18 protein-coding genes are annotated in these 16,299 nt (G+C 49.6%); 17 read left to right on the forward strand and 1 reads right to left on the reverse strand.

What is annotated here, in order from left to right; genetic code table 11:
• The 7 genes from H5U02_02335 to dapA all read left to right on the forward strand — a co-directional run.
• Positions 1 to 354 (forward strand): hypothetical protein (locus H5U02_02335; GenBank protein ID MBC7341280.1); only part of this gene is annotated, 354 nt, incomplete at its 5' end.
• 415 nt (positions 355 to 769) lie between these two features.
• Positions 770 to 1,567, forward strand: a complete 798-nt coding sequence (locus H5U02_02340; GenBank protein MBC7341281.1) for a 4-hydroxy-tetrahydrodipicolinate reductase — start codon at positions 770 to 772, stop codon at positions 1,565 to 1,567.
• A gap of 80 nt (positions 1,568 to 1,647) precedes the next feature.
• On the forward strand, positions 1,648 to 2,535 hold the full coding sequence (gene dpsA / locus H5U02_02345; protein ID MBC7341282.1) for a dipicolinate synthase subunit DpsA: 888 nt from the start codon (positions 1,648 to 1,650) through the stop codon (positions 2,533 to 2,535).
• Between the two features lie 17 nt (positions 2,536 to 2,552).
• Positions 2,553 to 3,158, forward strand: a complete 606-nt coding sequence (locus H5U02_02350; GenBank protein ID MBC7341283.1) for a dipicolinate synthase subunit B — start codon at positions 2,553 to 2,555, stop codon at positions 3,156 to 3,158.
• Between the two features lie 50 nt (positions 3,159 to 3,208).
• Positions 3,209 to 4,204 (forward strand): aspartate-semialdehyde dehydrogenase, encoded by a 996-nt coding sequence (locus tag H5U02_02355; GenBank protein MBC7341284.1) that lies wholly within the window; start codon positions 3,209 to 3,211, stop codon positions 4,202 to 4,204.
• A 16-nt stretch (positions 4,205 to 4,220) separates the two neighbouring features.
• A complete protein-coding gene (dapG, locus tag H5U02_02360; GenBank protein MBC7341285.1) occupies positions 4,221 to 5,444 on the forward strand; it encodes an aspartate kinase in 1,224 nt (407 codons plus the stop codon).
• A complete protein-coding gene (dapA, locus tag H5U02_02365; protein ID MBC7341286.1) occupies positions 5,441 to 6,352 on the forward strand; it encodes a 4-hydroxy-tetrahydrodipicolinate synthase in 912 nt (303 codons plus the stop codon). The genes dapG and dapA overlap by 4 nt, the downstream gene beginning before the upstream one ends.
• Before the next feature lie 364 nt (positions 6,353 to 6,716).
• On the opposite strand, the gene H5U02_02370 is transcribed toward dapA, so the two are convergent.
• Complete coding sequence (locus H5U02_02370; GenBank protein MBC7341287.1) at positions 6,717 to 6,869, reverse strand: hypothetical protein; 153 nt, start codon at positions 6,867 to 6,869, stop codon at positions 6,717 to 6,719.
• A gap of 559 nt (positions 6,870 to 7,428) precedes the next feature.
• Between H5U02_02370 and H5U02_02375 the strand changes: the two genes are divergently transcribed.
• From H5U02_02375 to rsmH, 10 genes are all read left to right on the forward strand, one after another.
• Positions 7,429 to 7,851, forward strand: coding sequence for a ribosome maturation factor RimP (locus H5U02_02375; protein MBC7341288.1), 423 nt, complete (start codon positions 7,429 to 7,431; stop codon positions 7,849 to 7,851).
• A 19-nt stretch (positions 7,852 to 7,870) separates the two neighbouring features.
• Positions 7,871 to 8,941 carry a transcription termination/antitermination protein NusA gene (gene nusA, locus H5U02_02380; GenBank protein ID MBC7341289.1) on the forward strand — a complete coding sequence of 357 codons (1,071 nt, stop codon included), beginning with the start codon at positions 7,871 to 7,873 and terminating at the stop codon, positions 8,939 to 8,941.
• Positions 8,934 to 9,245, forward strand: a complete 312-nt coding sequence (locus H5U02_02385) for a YlxR family protein (protein MBC7341290.1) — start codon at positions 8,934 to 8,936, stop codon at positions 9,243 to 9,245. Before nusA ends, H5U02_02385 begins: the two co-directional genes overlap by 8 nt.
• Before the next feature lie 25 nt (positions 9,246 to 9,270).
• On the forward strand, positions 9,271 to 11,526 hold the full coding sequence (infB, locus tag H5U02_02390) for a translation initiation factor IF-2 (protein ID MBC7341291.1): 2,256 nt from the start codon (positions 9,271 to 9,273) through the stop codon (positions 11,524 to 11,526).
• Between the two features lie 12 nt (positions 11,527 to 11,538).
• Entirely contained in the window at positions 11,539 to 11,889 is a 351-nt protein-coding gene (gene rbfA / locus H5U02_02395; GenBank protein MBC7341292.1) for a 30S ribosome-binding factor RbfA, read from the forward strand.
• A gap of 7 nt (positions 11,890 to 11,896) precedes the next feature.
• Positions 11,897 to 12,898 carry a bifunctional oligoribonuclease/PAP phosphatase NrnA gene (locus tag H5U02_02400; GenBank protein ID MBC7341293.1) on the forward strand — a complete coding sequence of 334 codons (1,002 nt, stop codon included), beginning with the start codon at positions 11,897 to 11,899 and terminating at the stop codon, positions 12,896 to 12,898.
• Entirely contained in the window at positions 12,885 to 13,811 is a 927-nt protein-coding gene (gene truB / locus H5U02_02405; GenBank protein ID MBC7341294.1) for a tRNA pseudouridine(55) synthase TruB, read from the forward strand. Before H5U02_02400 ends, truB begins: the two co-directional genes overlap by 14 nt.
• 29 nt (positions 13,812 to 13,840) lie before the next feature.
• The gene (locus tag H5U02_02410) at positions 13,841 to 14,758 is read left to right on the forward strand and encodes a bifunctional riboflavin kinase/FAD synthetase (protein MBC7341295.1); all 918 of its coding nucleotides are present in this window, start codon (positions 13,841 to 13,843) and stop codon (positions 14,756 to 14,758) included.
• Positions 14,759 to 14,928: 170 nt separating this feature from the next.
• The gene (gene mraZ / locus H5U02_02415; GenBank protein MBC7341296.1) at positions 14,929 to 15,357 is read left to right on the forward strand and encodes a division/cell wall cluster transcriptional repressor MraZ; all 429 of its coding nucleotides are present in this window, start codon (positions 14,929 to 14,931) and stop codon (positions 15,355 to 15,357) included.
• Positions 15,357 to 16,295, forward strand: coding sequence for a 16S rRNA (cytosine(1402)-N(4))-methyltransferase RsmH (gene rsmH, locus H5U02_02420; GenBank protein MBC7341297.1), 939 nt, complete (start codon positions 15,357 to 15,359; stop codon positions 16,293 to 16,295). The genes mraZ and rsmH overlap by 1 nt, the downstream gene beginning before the upstream one ends.
• Positions 16,296 to 16,299 lie beyond the last annotated feature (4 nt).

A 16,299-nucleotide genomic window follows, 5' to 3' on the forward strand; every position in this document is an offset into this window, starting at 1 on the left:
GAATCCCACGGGAACGGCAATGGTCTGGGCATGGCCGACTTTACTACCCAGCGGGCGTATAGGAAGTTTGATTTTCTTATGACTTATCCCAATGCCATTACTTCCACCGTGACCAATATTGTTCGGATCCCTATGGTTTTAGATAGCGATAGGCTGGCCATCCAAGCCGCCATCAAGACTTGCAACCGCTTAGACCAAAGTCAAGTGGAAATGGTAAGGATCAAGAATACCTTGAAACTATCGGAGATGCTAATTTCACCATCCCTTTTAAGCCAGGCCAAACAGCTGCCCAACGTGGAAATCGTCTCTGAACCGCAACCGCTTGGCTTTGATGCCCAAGGTAATCTTTTCTAAGGCTCGTGATTGTGGAGATGGGGGTAATAATACGGCCAAGCATTACCGTTGGAGTTAAGTTCTGCGGGAACTGCAATCCAGTCTTAGATGCTGCCCGGTTACTGGAGGAGCTGCAATCTCGGTTTAAGGGTATAAAGCTCGTACACCTGGCAAATGGTAATCGGCAAAAAGTAGACAAGGTATTGGTTATAAGCGGGTGCCCTGCAGACTGTGCCACTAAACCTGAGAAGGACAGGCGGGTAATGACAGTGGTGGCGGGCTTAAGCGTGAATGGTACACCTGTTATCCAGCAGGAACTAATCTCCAAACTGGCTGAAGCACTCGGGATAAGTGGCGTTAAGGGCGGTTTACACTAGTTGGTGAGCATAGTACTTTATGGATGAAAACTTGGTTGTGGCATATGGGAGGCAAGGTTATGGGGCAGGTCATCAAAGTAGCCTTGACTGGTGCTAGTGGTCGTGTGGGTCGGGTGCTGACCGAGGCGCTTCTTGGTGATGAGAGATTTCATGTAGTTGGGGCAGTCGATCGAGTGGGCGTTGGCCAAGAGATTAGGTCGGGAAAAAACAACATTACCATTGAGCCAGACCTGGAGGGTATTTTTTCCCGTTTTCGTCCCCAGGTTATGGTTGATTTTACCTCGGCCGAAGCCGCTAGGGCTAATTTCCGGTTGGCCCTGGCGTACAGGGTACGGCCGGTGGTGGGGACCACAGGTTTTACCCTAGCCGACCTTGATGAATTCCATAGCTTATGCGAGACCCAGCAGATCGGCGCTATCGTGGCGCCGAATTTTGCCATAGGCGCCATTCTAATGATGCATTTTGCCTCTTTGGCAGCCCGTTACTTTAATAGTGTAGAGATAATTGAATTACACCATGATGGCAAAAAGGATGCACCATCGGGCACAGCGTTGAAGACGGCCGAGATTATTGCTCATGCTCAGGCGCGAGAAGAGGGGGCGCCGAATGGCCGGGAATCAGAAAGTACACCTGGCTGCCGTGGTGGCTGTTTTCAGGGTATCCCTATTCATAGTGTCAGGCTTCCGGGCTTGGTAGCTCACCAGGAGGTCATCTTTGGCGGTACGGGACAGACTTTAAGCATTCGGCATGACACCACATCTAGGGAGGCTTTTGTTCCAGGTGTAGTCATGGCTATTCAAAAGGTAATGGAGATTAACCGTTTCGTGTATGGGCTGGAAGAACTTATGGAGCTCTAAGCGCTGCACCTCCCGGTTGCTAACTTCATATATTGCTATCGGTGGTAGCAAGCTGAGGATGCAAACGGGAGGTTCTCAGGGTGACGCCAGCGCTAAGTGGTCAGAAAATAGCCGTACTAGGTGGTGATGAAAGGGAATTAATCCTCATCCCGGAATTGGTGAAGCTTGGTGCCGAGGTTTGGGTGGCGGGATTTGATTCAGCCGCAAATAGTCTTAGCGGAGTGCGCTTGTCTGACCTCGATTCGGCTGTGCGCGGGGCTAGGGTTGTTATCTTGCCAATGCCCGGTACTGATGGGGAAGGAGTCATCAGAGCCGTCTACTCATCCAGCAAACTTATCCTGCAGGAAACTCACATTCAGTCAGTGACTCCCGGGGCCCTCATCTTAATTGGAGTTGCCAAAGAATTTCTGCGGGCATGGGCTAGGAAGTATCAGGTCCAATTAGTTGAAGTGGCGGAGCTGGATGATGTTGCCATCTACAATTCTATTCCTACCGCTGAAGGTGCAATTCAAATTGCTATGCAGGAAGTGCCAATAACCATTCATGGTTCTGAATCATTTGTATTAGGTTTTGGAAGGGTTGGACAAACTCTGGCACGAACCCTGAAGGCGTTGGGAGCTAAGACTACCGTTGTGGCTAGGAGCCCTACGGCGCGGGCCAGTGGTTTTGCGCAAGGACATAATGTTATTTCCTTTGAACAATTGCAGATGCGTATTGGCGTTGCTGACATTATATTCAATACGGTACCGGCACTCATCCTCACCGAGGGCTTACTGGGTCATGTAAAAAGCGGTGCCTTAATTGTGGATCTTGCAACCCAACCAGGAGGTACAGATTTTCGCGCCGCTGACCGCTTGGGCATAAAGGCTATTCTAGCTCCGGGATTGCCAGGAAAAGTGGCGCCTTTAACTGCAGGGCGAATCTTAGCGCAGACGATTCCTCCCTTGATCCTCAAGTACGTTGGTTAGTACAGGGGGAGGGAATAATGAGACTTCAGGGATTGAGAATAGGAGTAGCTTTGACCGGGTCTCACTGTACTTTGGACAAAGTGATTCCGGAGATTGAAAGAATTGTAGCTGACGGCGCCAAGATCTACCCTATTTTTTCGGAAAGCGTAAGTTCTAACGCAACTCGTTTTGGGAGTCCCGAGAAATGGCTCGGTAAGCTATCTGCGCTTACCGAAGAGAAGGTTATAACTACTATCGTAGATGCTGAGCCCATTGGACCAAAACAACTATTGGATGTTCTGGTAGTAGCGCCTTGTACAGGCAATACCTTAGCAAAGCTTGCCAATGGGATTACCGATACCCCGGTTTTGATGGCTTGTAAGGCCCAACTGCGGAATCGCCGGCCAGTGGTCTTGGCTATAGCGACTAATGATGGCCTGGGCAACAACGCCAAGAATATTGGCTTGCTTCTCAATACCAAAAACATCTATTTAGTTCCATTTGGGCAAGACGACCCTTATAATAAAGCTAATTCCTTAATGTCTAGGATGGATTTGATAATCGATACCATAGAGTACGCTTTACAGGGGAAGCAAATCCAGCCAGTGCTGATTCAGTATGCGGTTGGGCAGGAATCGGCTTGAACTAGGTGGATTTGGGCCCGGAAACCAATTTGCAGGAGGTTTTGCACCTGATGTCTTTATATAATGTTGCAATAGTTGGGACTGGGGCTGTTGGGGAGACAATGGTACAAGTGCTAGAAGAAAGGCGCTTCCCTGTCAAGCATCTTAAGCTTTTGGCTACCTCCCGGTCGGCCGGTAAACAGGTCTTGTTTCAGGGAGAACAGCATACAGTTGAAGCTACTGAACAGGATTCCTTTCGTGGCATTGACATTGCCCTGTTTGCTGGCGGCAAAGCTAGCCAAGAATTTGCCCATGCTGCGGTGGAGGCAGGGGCGGTGGTCATTGACAACAGTAGCACCTTTCGTTTGGACCCCGAGGTTCCTCTCGTAGTTCCGGAGGTAAATGCCAATGATGCTAAGGAGCACCATGGCATAATTGCCAACCCCAACTGTTCGACAATCATAATGGTGGTGCCGCTAAAGCCAATTTATGATGCTGTAGGTATAAGCAGGGTAGTGGTTTCTACCTATCAGGCGGTTTCTGGGGCTGGACGAGAGGCCATGGTCGAGCTTTGGGAGCAGACCCAAGATGTGATCTTTGACCGGCCATTTACGCCCAAGGCTTTCCCCCACCAAATCGCCTTCAACCTCATTCCCCATATCGATGTCTTTATGGAGAATGGTTACACCAAAGAAGAAATGAAGATGGTAAAAGAAACCCAGAAGATTTTGCACGATCCTGATATTAGGATATCCGCGACTACAGTCAGAGTACCAGTTCTGCGCAGTCATTCGGAAGCCATTAATATTGAGATTAACCAGGACATTTCCCTAGAGGAAGTAAGAGAGCTGCTATCGCAAGCCCCTGGGGTTAGAGTAATAGATAACCCGGATCAGTTATCTTACCCCATGCCTATTGATGCTTCGGGCCAAGATGATATACTGGTAGGTCGCCTTCGCAAAGATATTTCCTGCTCTAACGGCCTGGTTCTTTGGGTTGTGGGAGACCAGTTACGGAAGGGCGCTGCCACCAATGCCATACAGATAGCTGAGTTGCTCATCAGCTGAAGAGGCGGTGAGTGTCGTGCCTATCCTGGTACAAAAATTTGGCGGGACGTCTTCAGCCACCCCGGAGGCCCGCTCACAGGTGCTGGCAAAAATCATCCATGGGGTAGAAACTGGGCACCAAGTGGTGGTAGTAGTATCTGCTATGGGCCGAAGCGGGGACCCCTATGCCACAGACACGCTTCTGGCCCTGGCTAACAGCGTAACTACGGCTTTTCCAGAGCGAGAGCTTGATCTCTTGTTGTCTTGTGGCGAAATCATTGCTGCCGTTTTAATCGCTGCGTCCCTCAATGAAGCTGGGTATCAAGCCCAAGCTTTGACAGGCAGCCAAGCAGGCATTATCACCGATGATAACCATGGGCAAGCCCGTATTATGGAGGTGCAGCCTACTCGCTTACGTGATCTGCTGGCCAGAAACATAATTCCCGTAGTGACTGGCTTCCAGGGGGCAACCAGGGAAGGGAACGTTACTACCCTAGGTAGGGGAGGTAGCGATATAACTGCAGCTGCGCTAGGAGTTGCGTTGCAAGCTCAGGCCATCGAGATCTATACTGATGTAGACGGCGTTAAGACGGCCGATCCTTTGCTTGTCAAAGAAGCTAAGACCTTGCCGGTAGTGACTTACAACGAAATAGTGAACTTAGCTTATGAAGGTGCCAAAGTCATTCACCCGCGAGCGGTGGAAATCGCTAGTGAGGGCAACATCCCTGTCTACATTAAATCAACCTTTGCGCCCAATAACGACCCGGGTACTTTGGTTACCAATATACCGGAAATTAGTGCCTATGCGCGAATACGAGGAGACCGACCTATTACTGGCATTACTTATGTTCGAAATATCACCCAGATAACCCTTAGAAGGGAAGATAACAGTGGTCCGCAATTCTTAGACTGCTTTCGTTTTCTAGCTGAGGCTAAAATAAGTATTGATTTTATCAACTTAACACCCGAGTGGATTGCTTTTACGGTTGCCAATGAGGTAACCTCACAAGCAGAACAGGTCCTGAATAGGCATGGATTAAGATTTAGATCCAGGCCCAATTGCGCTAAAGTAGCTGCCGTAGGGGCGGGGATGACAGGACTACCCGGAATTATGGCAGGAATAGTTGAGGCTTTACGCAATAAGGGTATTACGGTTTTGCAATCAGCAGACTCTTACACTACCATCTGGTGCTTGGTGGATGAGGGGGATTTAGAGGCGGCCGTACAGGCTTTGCATGACAACTTTAAGCTGGGCGAATGAAGGAGGCTGCAAGCAAGATGAAGGATTTTGGACGAGTCATTACTGCTATGGTTACGCCGTTCAAGCGGGACCAGCAACAAAGCGTCAATTATCAAGCCGCGCAGGAACTAGCAGCCTATCTGGTGGAACATGGTTCCGATGGTATCGTGGTTTCGGGGACGACTGGAGAGTCTCCTACCCTATCTGCCCAGGAGAAGCTGGACTTGATTAAAGCAGTCAAAGAAGCGGTTGGCCAAAGAGCGAAAATAATAGCTGGTACGGGCAGCAATTCTACCAGCGCTTCAATTGAACTGACCAAAAAAGTAGAGGCTCTGGATGTGGATGCTGTTCTCTTGGTAGTGCCTTACTATAACCGTCCTTCCCAGGAGGGTTTGTACCAACACTTTGCTAGCATTGCTCGCAATACTAGCTTACCCTGTATTATATATAATGTTCCTTCCAGGACTGGGCGCAACTTAGAGCCCAAAACCCTGGTGAGGCTGGCAGAAGTAGATAATATTGTCGCAGTGAAGGAAGCCAGCGGAGACTTGAACCAAGCAACGGAATTGGCTTCTTTGTTACCGGAGGATTTCTTGATCTACTCTGGGGATGATGCTTTGACCTTGCCCATCTTGTCGGTGGGTGGGTATGGGGTAATCAGTGTAGCTTCCCATGTTGCTGGCGTCCAGATTCAAAAAGTAATAAGCAGCTACGTATCCGGAAGGGTAAAACAGGCGGCCCAGATCAATTCTCAACTCTTCCCCCTTTACAAGGTAATCTTTATTAATACCAACCCCATTCCAATTAAGGCTGCTGTCAACCTCATTGGCATAGACGTGGGCATCCCGAGGTTGCCGCTGGTGGAGGCTAGCCCACAAGAGATCGCTTCCATCCGGGAGGTTATGGTGAGATTAGGGCTTATTAGCTAGCAAGTAATAACCTAAATCTTAGCGTAAAATAATCATGGGATTTCCCATTCTCTCCCATGGAAAGCTAAGGGCCTAAAAAAGTTGAGACCTCACTCCGAAGTGGGAATTGAAAGGGGGAATGAGGTCTCATGAATAACTTTTCTGAAACCAGAATACCGCATGAGGCCGCTACTTTCAAGGATATTTTACAGTGGGTTTTCGGGATGGTGGCAAAATCCTTTGCCCGCCATATAGGACATCTCTTAACCGCCATGGACCAGGCCCTGGCGGTAAGGAACAAACTTTGTTATACCATGCGGGGGTGGGAGTCCATAGGCAAAAGGAAGAGGACCATCGTTAGCCTGTTTGACCTTGAGATCACCTACTACCCTGCGGGTACCGGAAGAGCATCGAAGGCCAGCTCGCCTACCGCTACCCCCTGGATGAGGCCCTCTTTGAGGACGGAGAGCTCCCATCTACCCGAGACCAGATCGAGACCGCTTTCCGGGAAAAAAGCCGGTCTTCTCCCTGCTGCCATAAGCTCAACCTGCCGTCCTTTGCCAAAGAGGACCTGGTTTGTTCATTCGGACTGTTAGAATATGGCTCCTCTCACTTTCGAAGGATGCGCTACTCTAAAAAGACTGTGGCTATTTATACTTTAGTGGGTATATAGCTCTTCCGCCATCTTAAGCCACCTCTTTGGTGTCTCCCCTTCAGCGGATGCCATCTTAATCTGGATCAAGAAGGTGGCCTTATGCTTTTACCGAGAGGTTGGGCAAGTAGAGCTTTTGGCGTTCGGAAGGCGGTTGGCCAGATTAAGCGTTTTAGGTGCCCCATAGCGGGCTGTCAACGGGCTAACTGGCTAGATTTCTGCAGGGTGATGCTCGGGCATCCTGAAACTTTATGGGCAACGCAAATCGCTTAATTGCTAAACTGTTGCTCGAGCAAGTGCAGTATGTTATAATGACGTTGCGTGAGGATGGATCTCAGTAGAAGAGTGGGTTTTCCCACTCTTTATTACTTCATTAAAAGGCTGTCGGGATCAAGCGGCTCAGGAGGTGGACAGGGTGGGTTCTTTAAAAAATCGTATCCGATCAATGACAGAGCCTCTTATTAGTAACATGGGTTATGAGCTAGTTGACGTGGAATACGCCAAAGAAGGCAAGGAATGGTTTCTCCGTTTTTACGTAGATTCGCCATCAGGAATTACACTAGATGACTGCGAAAGGCTCAGCTACACCTTGAGCGAGCTCCTAGACCGTGAAGACCCTGTGCCTCACGCTTACAATTTACAGGTTTCTTCTCCCGGCTTAGAGAGGCCTCTAAAGAAACCGTCCGATTTCGCCAGATTCGCTGGACGAATGATAACTTTAAAGACTACTCAACCTCTTGAGGGGCACCGTAAGTGGAAGGGGCAAATAGTAAGCGCTCATGAAGAAGGCATAGTGTTGAGGACAGGCGATGTCGAGATGGAGATACCATACGGCCTGATTTCCTCGGCTCGGTTGGCAATTTATTGAGAAAGGTAGGCGGCCACAATTGAACGCGGAATTCATACAAGCATTAAGGGATATTGAAAGGGATAAGGGCATTCCTGCTGACGTTCTTTTGGAGGCGGTGGAGGCGGCCTTGATGTCCGCCTACAAAAAGAATTTTGGTTCCTCACAAAATATCCGCATTACAATGGACCGCAATAGTGGTGAGATCAGCGTGTTGGCCGCCAAGACAGTGGTAGACCAGGTTGAGGATACAAACAATCAAATCTCATTGCAGGAAGCTAGAACTATTAACCCCAATTACGAGCCTGGTGATGTGGTGGAAATAGAGGTCACTCCCAAGGCCTTTGGGCGCATTGCCGCTCAGACTGCTAAGCAAGTGGTAGTACAAAGAATTCGAGAGGCTGAACGGGCCTTGGTCTATGAGGAGTTTGCCAATCGTGAAGCTGACATTGTGACTGGAGTTGTGCGGCGGTATGAAATGCGCAACGTTTATATAGATCTGGGGCGAGCTGAAGCCGTAATGTTGCCCAGCGACCAGATTCCGTCGGAAAGGTACCGGCAGGGTGAACGGCTCAAGGTATATATTACGGAAGTAAAGAGAACTAGCAAGGGTCCGCAAATCCTTGTGTCTCGGACTCACCCTGGACTAGTGAAACGTCTGTTTGAGTTGGAGGTACCGGAAATCCGGGACGGGATAGTTGAAATAAAGGCTATTGCCAGAGAACCAGGGGCTCGTTCCAAAGTAGCTATGGCCTCAAGGGACCAGTTGGTGGATCCAGTAGGCACGTGTGTAGGCCATCGAGGAATGCGGGTGCAGGCAATAGTAAACGAGCTCAGGGGCGAAAAAATCGATGTAGTGCGGTGGGATGCTGATCCAGCCACTTATGTTGCCAATGCCTTAAGTCCAGCCAAAGTAGTTTCGGTCCGTATTGACGGAGATAGCAAATTGGCCCAAGTCATTGTTCCCGATTACCAATTGTCCCTTGCGATTGGTAAGGAAGGGCAAAACGCTCGGTTGGCAGCCAAGTTAACCGGTTGGCGTATCGATATCAAAAGCGAATCTAAGGCGCTAGAGGAGCGTCAAAACGAAGGGGAAGGTGATGATGTCTAGGTCAAGGCGAATTCCCCAGAGAATGTGCATTGGGTGCCGGCAACGCTACAACAAGCGGGATTTAGTACGCATAGTAAGAACCCCAGAGGGAGCGGTGGTTGTTGACCCGACTGGAAAACGTTCAGGTAGAGGGGCCTACCTTTGCCTACAAGAAGAGTGCTTGGCCAAATCCCTGAAAGCTAAAATCTTGGAAAAGGCATTGATGGTGCCCATCGCTGCGGATACAGCCGAAGACTTGGCTAAGCAAATTGGCGAGTTAGTCAAGATTAAATCCAAAGAGGGGATGAAACTTCCCATGAAGTAGCATACATTTCCAAGGAGGTGATTGAATGGCTAAAACTCGGGTTTATGAGCTTGGCCGAGAGCTGGATCTAAGTACTAAAGAGATGATGAACTTATTGCACAACCTAGGAATTACCGTCAAAAGCCATATGAGCACCCTTGAAGAGCACGAAATTGAACTAGTTAGGAACCGTGCAGGCGGCCGCGATCAAGATGCGTTGATCCAAGAAAAGGCTGAGGAAAAAGAAAAAAAAGGGGAAAAGGAAGCCGCCGGTAAAAGCCCAGGTCAGCCGAAAGTCTCTACCCAGGACCAACAAATGAAGCGAGTCGAAACCCGAAACCCGAGAGCGCTAACTACAAGCGTGAGCAAGAAGCCGGCTAAGAGCGAGCCCTTGGCTACCCTTTTCCATAACAAGGATTTCGAGCATGACGAACATGAGCCGGCTATGCCTCGGAGACAAAGAATTCGTAAACGCCCTTCTGAGGAAAGGGGTTTTAGGAAGGGTAAGGCACATCAAAAAAAGCTGAGGGCACAAGTACCCATTCCTACCGTACGTAAGAAAATAACCCTCGAGAGCGATATTAGTGTTCAAGAGCTGGCAAGGGCTATTGGCAAAACCAGCAGCCAGGTCATTAGCAAGCTGATGGAGCTTGGTACTATGGTAACAGTCACCCAGATCGTTGACATAGATACTGCGGCTGTGGTTGCTAGCGAACTGGGTGTTGAAGTTGAGATCAAGCAAAGGCAAAACTTGTTGGAGCTGACGGAGGAGGCTGATGATCCTTCACAGTTGGTCCCAAGGCCACCGGTGGTGACAGTCATGGGTCACGTGGACCATGGCAAAACTTCTCTTCTTGATGCTATTAGGCAAACCAACGTTACCGAAGAAGAGCCGGGCGGCATCACCCAACACATAGGCGCTTATCAGGTCGAAGTCCAAGGCAAGAAGATAACCTTTATAGACACGCCAGGCCATGAGGCATTTACAGCCATGCGAGCCAGGGGTGCCCAAGCTACCGATATTGCTGTATTAGTAGTGGCGGCTGATGATGGGGTGATGCCACAAACAGTGGAGGCTATTAACCACGCTAAGGCTGCCGGGGTGCCCATCGTAGTGGCTTTAAATAAGATCGATAAAGCTGATGCTCAACCCGACCGAATCAAACAGCAGTTATCAGACTACGGATTGATTCCTGAAGAGTGGGGAGGAGATACCGTAGTAGTGCCTGTTTCTGCCGTATATAAGACCAACATCGACCAGCTGCTGGAGATGATACTCTTAGTAGCCGACCTCGCAGAACTTAGGGCTAATCCCAATCGGCCGGCGCGAGGGGTAATTATTGAGGCCGAACTGGACCGTCGGCAAGGTCCCGTAGCCACGGTTCTGATCAAAAACGGCACGCTCCAGTTAGGCGATTATGTCGTGGCTGGCCCTGTCTACGGCCGGGTAAGGTCGATGGTGAATTTCAAGGGAGAAAGGCTGAAAAAAGCTGAACCTTCAACGCCAGTACAGGTGACGGGTTTGTCTGGGGTACCTGAGGCCGGCGATCAGTTGAGGGTAGTGGATAGTGAACGGGTGGCACGGCAAATTGCTGAGGCTTGGCACGAGGAACGAAAACAAATTGAGTGGGCCAAGGCTGGTCGACTTAGCACCCAGGATCTTTTCGATCAGATGGGGAAAGGATCTGTCAAAGAGCTAAGCCTTATCGTAAAGGCCGATACCCAGGGTACGGCGGAAGCCCTTTCGCAAGCTTTGTCTAGACTGGGTAATGAGGAGGCTAGGGTAAAGGTTATCCATTCGGGCGTAGGTGCGGTTACTGAAACCGATGTCATGTTGGCATCTGCTTCGGGTGCCATGATCGTAGCTTTTGATGTCCGGCCGGACATGAATGCGTCTAAGGCTGCAGAGAAGGAAAAGGTAGAAATCCGAACTTACCGGATCATTTATGAGGCGCTGGATGAAGTCAAGAGCAAATTGTCTGGTCTTCTTGAGCCTCAACTTAAAGAGGTACACCTGGGCCGAGCTGAAGTTAGAGCTACTTTCCGGGTTCCCAAGGTCGGCGTGGTCGCCGGGGCTTACGTGGTGGAAGGCAAGCTACAGCACCATGCCAGAGCCCGTTTAATACGCAACGGGACCATAGTTCATGAGGGTCGTATAGCATCTTTGAAAAGGTTTAAAGATGATGTTAAGGAAGTGGCCCAAGGCTTTGAGTGTGGAGTAGGATTAAGCAATTTCGATGATATTAAAGAAGGAGATATAATAGAAGCATTTGTCATAGAAGAAATCAAGAGGGAGCTGTAGGGGGTGGCCCAGTTGTCTTCCCGCCGCGCTGACAGACTGGCTGAAGCTATAAAAAAGGAAGTAGCCCACATGCTTCAGGACGAGATCAAGGATCCACGCATTGGTTTTGCTTCGGTTACGCAGGTTACGGTGTCATCGGACTTGCGTTATGCTAAGATTTTTGTAAGCGTGTTGGGCGACGAAGAGGCTAAGAGAGATACTCAGGCGGGGTTGGAGAACGCTGCCGGCTATATCCGCAGAGAGCTCGGCCGCCGCATTGCGCTTCGGTATGTGCCCGAAATCTCCTTCAAGATTGATTCTTCTATTGAACATGGGGTCCATATATCCAAGCTTCTCAGTGAGGTTAAGAAGGAAGATAACTAGGTAAGTTATGAAAAACCCAATCCTACACCAGATAAGTGAAACGTTAAGCCGAAGCGAGACCATAGGGCTAACATCTCATGTTTTGCCTGACGGTGATTCTATTGGTTCCGTAGTAGGGCTGGAACTAGCACTAAAAAAGCTGGGCGTAAAGACTGAGGTTTTTTTGGCTGACCCTGTTCCCCAAACCTACCAATTTTTATTAGGTTCTAATGCGGCTCAGTCCAGGGTTTGGGCTGGCGTTCCTGATAACTTGCCGGAAGTAATCGTGGTTTTGGACTGCACCGACCTGTCACGCTTGGGAGAGGGAATGGCAGATAGAATCGCCGGCAAAACGTTAATTAATATCGATCACCACGTTAGTAACCAATACTTTGGTGCTTATAATTGGGTTGAACCTGGAGCTGCGGCCACCGGGGAAATGGTATATTCATTAGTCAAGCTCTTGGGGGTTGCTATTGATAGGGAGATAGCAACGGCACTGTTAACAGCCATAACCACTGACAGTGGGTTTTTCAGGTATGACAATACCAGGCCTCAGTCGCTGCGGGTAGGAGCGTGCTTGCTGGAAGCGGGCGCAGATTTGGCCATGATTCGCGAACATCTCTGGGAGAATAAGTCAGTTGTAAGTATGGAACTGTTAGGAAAAGCCTTGTCAACTTTGTCGCTAACTGACGATGGGCGAGTTGCATGGGTAGCGCTATCGGCGCCAACCTTGAAAGAACTAGGTGCTGATGGGGAACATTGCGAGGGCTTCGTTGATTATCCTAAATCCATCAAGGGAGTGGAGATAGGCATCTTTTTTCGAGAAATCGACAATTCCACTGTCAAAGTGGGCTTTCGGTCGAAAAGGTACGCCGATGTCAATCGTCTTGCTTCTATGTTTGGTGGCGGTGGCCACCCTCGAGCAGCCGGATGCACTATCCATGGTAGCCTGCCGGTGGTGATAAAGCAAGTAACTTCAGCGGCTCAAAAGTTATTGGATGAAGGTGCTGGCCATGGACGGCCTTAGCGGCCTCCTTCCGGTGATTAAGCCTCCAGGAATGACTTCTTTTGCCGTCATCCGGCAGGTAAAACGAATACTCAAGGGCGTACGCAAAGTAGGTCATGGTGGAACTTTGGACCCTGAGGCTTCAGGGGTATTGATTTTAGGCCTTGGCCGGGCAACTAGGGCTTTGGAGTATTGCCTTGGTCTGCACAAGACGTACCGGGCCGAAGTAATATTTGGACTGACTACTGATACCCAGGACTTGTCAGGTCGAATAGTGAAGTACCAGCCGGGAAGTAAGTTGGAGGCCGAAAGCGTGGTCCGGGCGGCGATGACTCTCCGGGGAGAAATCTTGCAAGTCCCTCCTATGGTATCAGCCATACGCTATCAGGGCCGCAGACTTTACCAGTGGGCTCGAGAAGGAGCGGTGGTTCCGCGAACAGCTCGCGCTGTCGTTATCTATCGTTTTGATGTGCTGGATTTCTTCTGTTCACCCTTTCATCCGCGAGCCATAATTGAAGTTGAGTGTAGCTCTGGAACTTACGTCCGATCTCTAGCTGACAGCCTTGGGGGTGTACTGGGATGCGGTGCAACTCTAGGGTTTTTAGTCCGAGTCCGGGTTGGAAACCTTGGACTTGGCGATTGTTTTAGCTTGGAGGAGGTGCTGCACCTGGCCAAGGCTGGGAGACTTCAAGAAGCCTTGCGGAGTCCAGATGTGTTTCTTAGTAACTGGCCGGTGTTTTGGGTTACACCTGAGGAGGAGGCCAGGTTAATTCAAGGCCAAAAAGTGTTTTTAGTTAGACCCTACTCCCAAGACAAATTAGTTCCTGAGCAATATTGTCGAATCTACGGGCCTGACGGAAAACTGTTGGGTATTGGCTGGGTGTCACCAAACAACGAACAGCTTGCGGTACAAGTGAGGAAAATGCTGCGCTAACGATTGAAACGATTGGGGAGAAATATATTATGAGGGTATTTATGGGACGAGCCCATCCCATCGATAAACGGCGCATAGTAGCCATTGGCAATTTTGATGGGGTGCACGTTGGCCACCAGCAGTTGTTGAAGCTGACCATTCAAACGGCGAAGACTTCTGGCTGCTACGCCACCGTCCTCACCTTTTTCCCTCACCCCGGTCAGGTTTTAAAGGGCTCGAGGTTTTTCCCTTATCTTACCACAGTGGAAGAACGCATACGTTTACTCCTGCTTGCCGGAGTAGACGAAGTAGTAGTTTATCCCTTTTCCAAAGCCATTGCTGATATGGATCCGCAAGAGTTTATTGATAAAGTGCTTCTCAGGGAACTCAAGGCTGCGGCAACAGTAGTAGGCTTCAATTTTACCTTTGGCAGGTCTGGCATGGGGTCTACTTCTCTACTGAAGAAAGTGGGTCAGCAGCTGGGATTTGCTTCTATGGTGGTTCCTCCGGTTACTGTGGGTAACCTACCGGTTAGTAGCAGCCTCATCCGTTCATCCCTGCAGAAAGGCGATTTAGATCTAGCCTCTCAGCTCTTAGGGCGGTCGCCGGCCCTGGAGGGAAAAGTCATCAGGGGCCAAGGGTTGGGACACCAGTTGGGATTTCCTACCGCCAACATTGAATTGTGGCCTAACCTTTTGCTTCCTAGGTACGGGGTCTATGCTACCCGGGTCAAGGTAAGGAGCCTATGGTATAGAGGATTAACCAACATTGGACTTCGCCCTACTTTTGGTGGTAGCAAGGTGCCTACGGTAGAAACATATTTGTTGGATTTTCAGGAAGACATATATGGTGAGTTTATTAGGCTGGAATTGGAGAAATATATTCGTCCAGAAATCCGCTTTTCCACGCCCGAGCAGTTGTTAGAGCAGATATCGCAAGATGTAACCCTAGCCCGCCAGCTGAAATAATCTCAGCTATCTCGAGCCCACCACGTACCCTTCTAGCAACCCTTTTGAAAATTCTTTCGATAAAATTGAAACTTAACTTCTGCACCTGCAGGAATTTTTTCCACTCTAGCGAATTACTGGGGTGTAGTGGAGTAGAGTGGATGATAGTGCCACAAAGTGGAGTAGAGTCCATGTTTATTGGTGAGTATTTGCATGGCATCGATGAAAAAGGCAGGATAATTATCCCGGCCCGTTTTCGAGAAGCTCTTGGTAACCGCTTTATCATCACTAAGGGCCTGGATCAATGTCTCTTTATCTATACGCAAGCAGAATGGAGGGCCATAGAACAGAAGCTTAAAGCTTTACCTTTTACCAAAGGAGAGAATCGAGCCTTTTTGCGGTTGTTCTTTTCTGGAGCTGCCGAATGTGAAATGGATCGTCAGGGGCGTTGTGTTCTACCCCCACACCTGCGCGAATACGCCGGTTTGACCAAGGACGTAGTGATAATTGGAGTAAGTAGCCGGGTGGAAATATGGAGCCAGGAGCGTTGGGAAGCCTATAGCCAGGAGGCGGGAAAACAATATGCCCAGTTGGCTGAAAAAATGGAGGTAACTATTTGATGTCCACCGACCTGGCCGATGCCAAACATATTCCGGTTTTACTAGAAGAAGTCTTGGCCTACTTGCAGGTGAAAGAGGGCGGCACATACGTGGATTGCACTGTCGGGGCTGGCGGCCATTGTTATAGGATTGCTGAAAAAGTGGGCTCCCAAGGTAGAGTAATTGGCATTGACCGCGATCAAGAAGCTATAGAAGTAGCTCGAAAAAGATTATCCAGATTCCTGGACCGGGTAGAGCTGGTAAGAGCCGATTTTCGCGACCTGAGGATAGTCCTCGACGATAAGGGTGTTAGCAAAGTTGATGGCTTTCTTTTTGACTTAGGAGTGTCCTCTCTCCAACTAGATAATGCTGGTCGCGGATTCAGCTATATGCACTCTGGTCCCTTAGATATGCGCATGGACCAGCGCTTATCAGTGACCGCCTACGATCTGGTCAACCAATTGCCAGAAGATGAGTTGGCTAGAATAATCGAGCTGTATGGAGAAGAAAGGTGGGCCAAGAGGATTGCGCGCCAAATAACCCTAAGGCGGAATCGGGCAACCATCGCTACCACTAAGGATCTAGTGGACATAATTAAGGAAGCTATTCCGGCTCGAGCCCGCCGCCGGGGTCCGCACCCGGCCAAACGAACCTTTCAGGCTCTAAGGATAGCCGTGAACCAAGAGCTGGACGCGATACCCTTGGGCCTACAGGTAGCTGTAAGATACTTGGCTTTGGGCGGGAGGATTTGCGTGATATCTTTTCACTCTCTGGAGGACCGGATAGTAAAGAGGTACTTTCAAGAACTTTCTCGTGGGGCTGCAGTTGAACCTCTGCCGGGATTAAAGATGAGAATGGTCACCAAGAAAGCGATTCGCCCGCAAGAATTGGAAGCCAAGGTTAACCCTCGGGCTCGGAGTGCTCGCTTAAGGGTAATCGAGAAGGTTGAGGGGTTCTAAGTAA

The organism is Clostridia bacterium (assembly GCA_014360065.1).
Taxonomy (GTDB): domain Bacteria; phylum Bacillota; class DSM-521; order Neomoorellales; family JACIYF01; genus JACIYF01.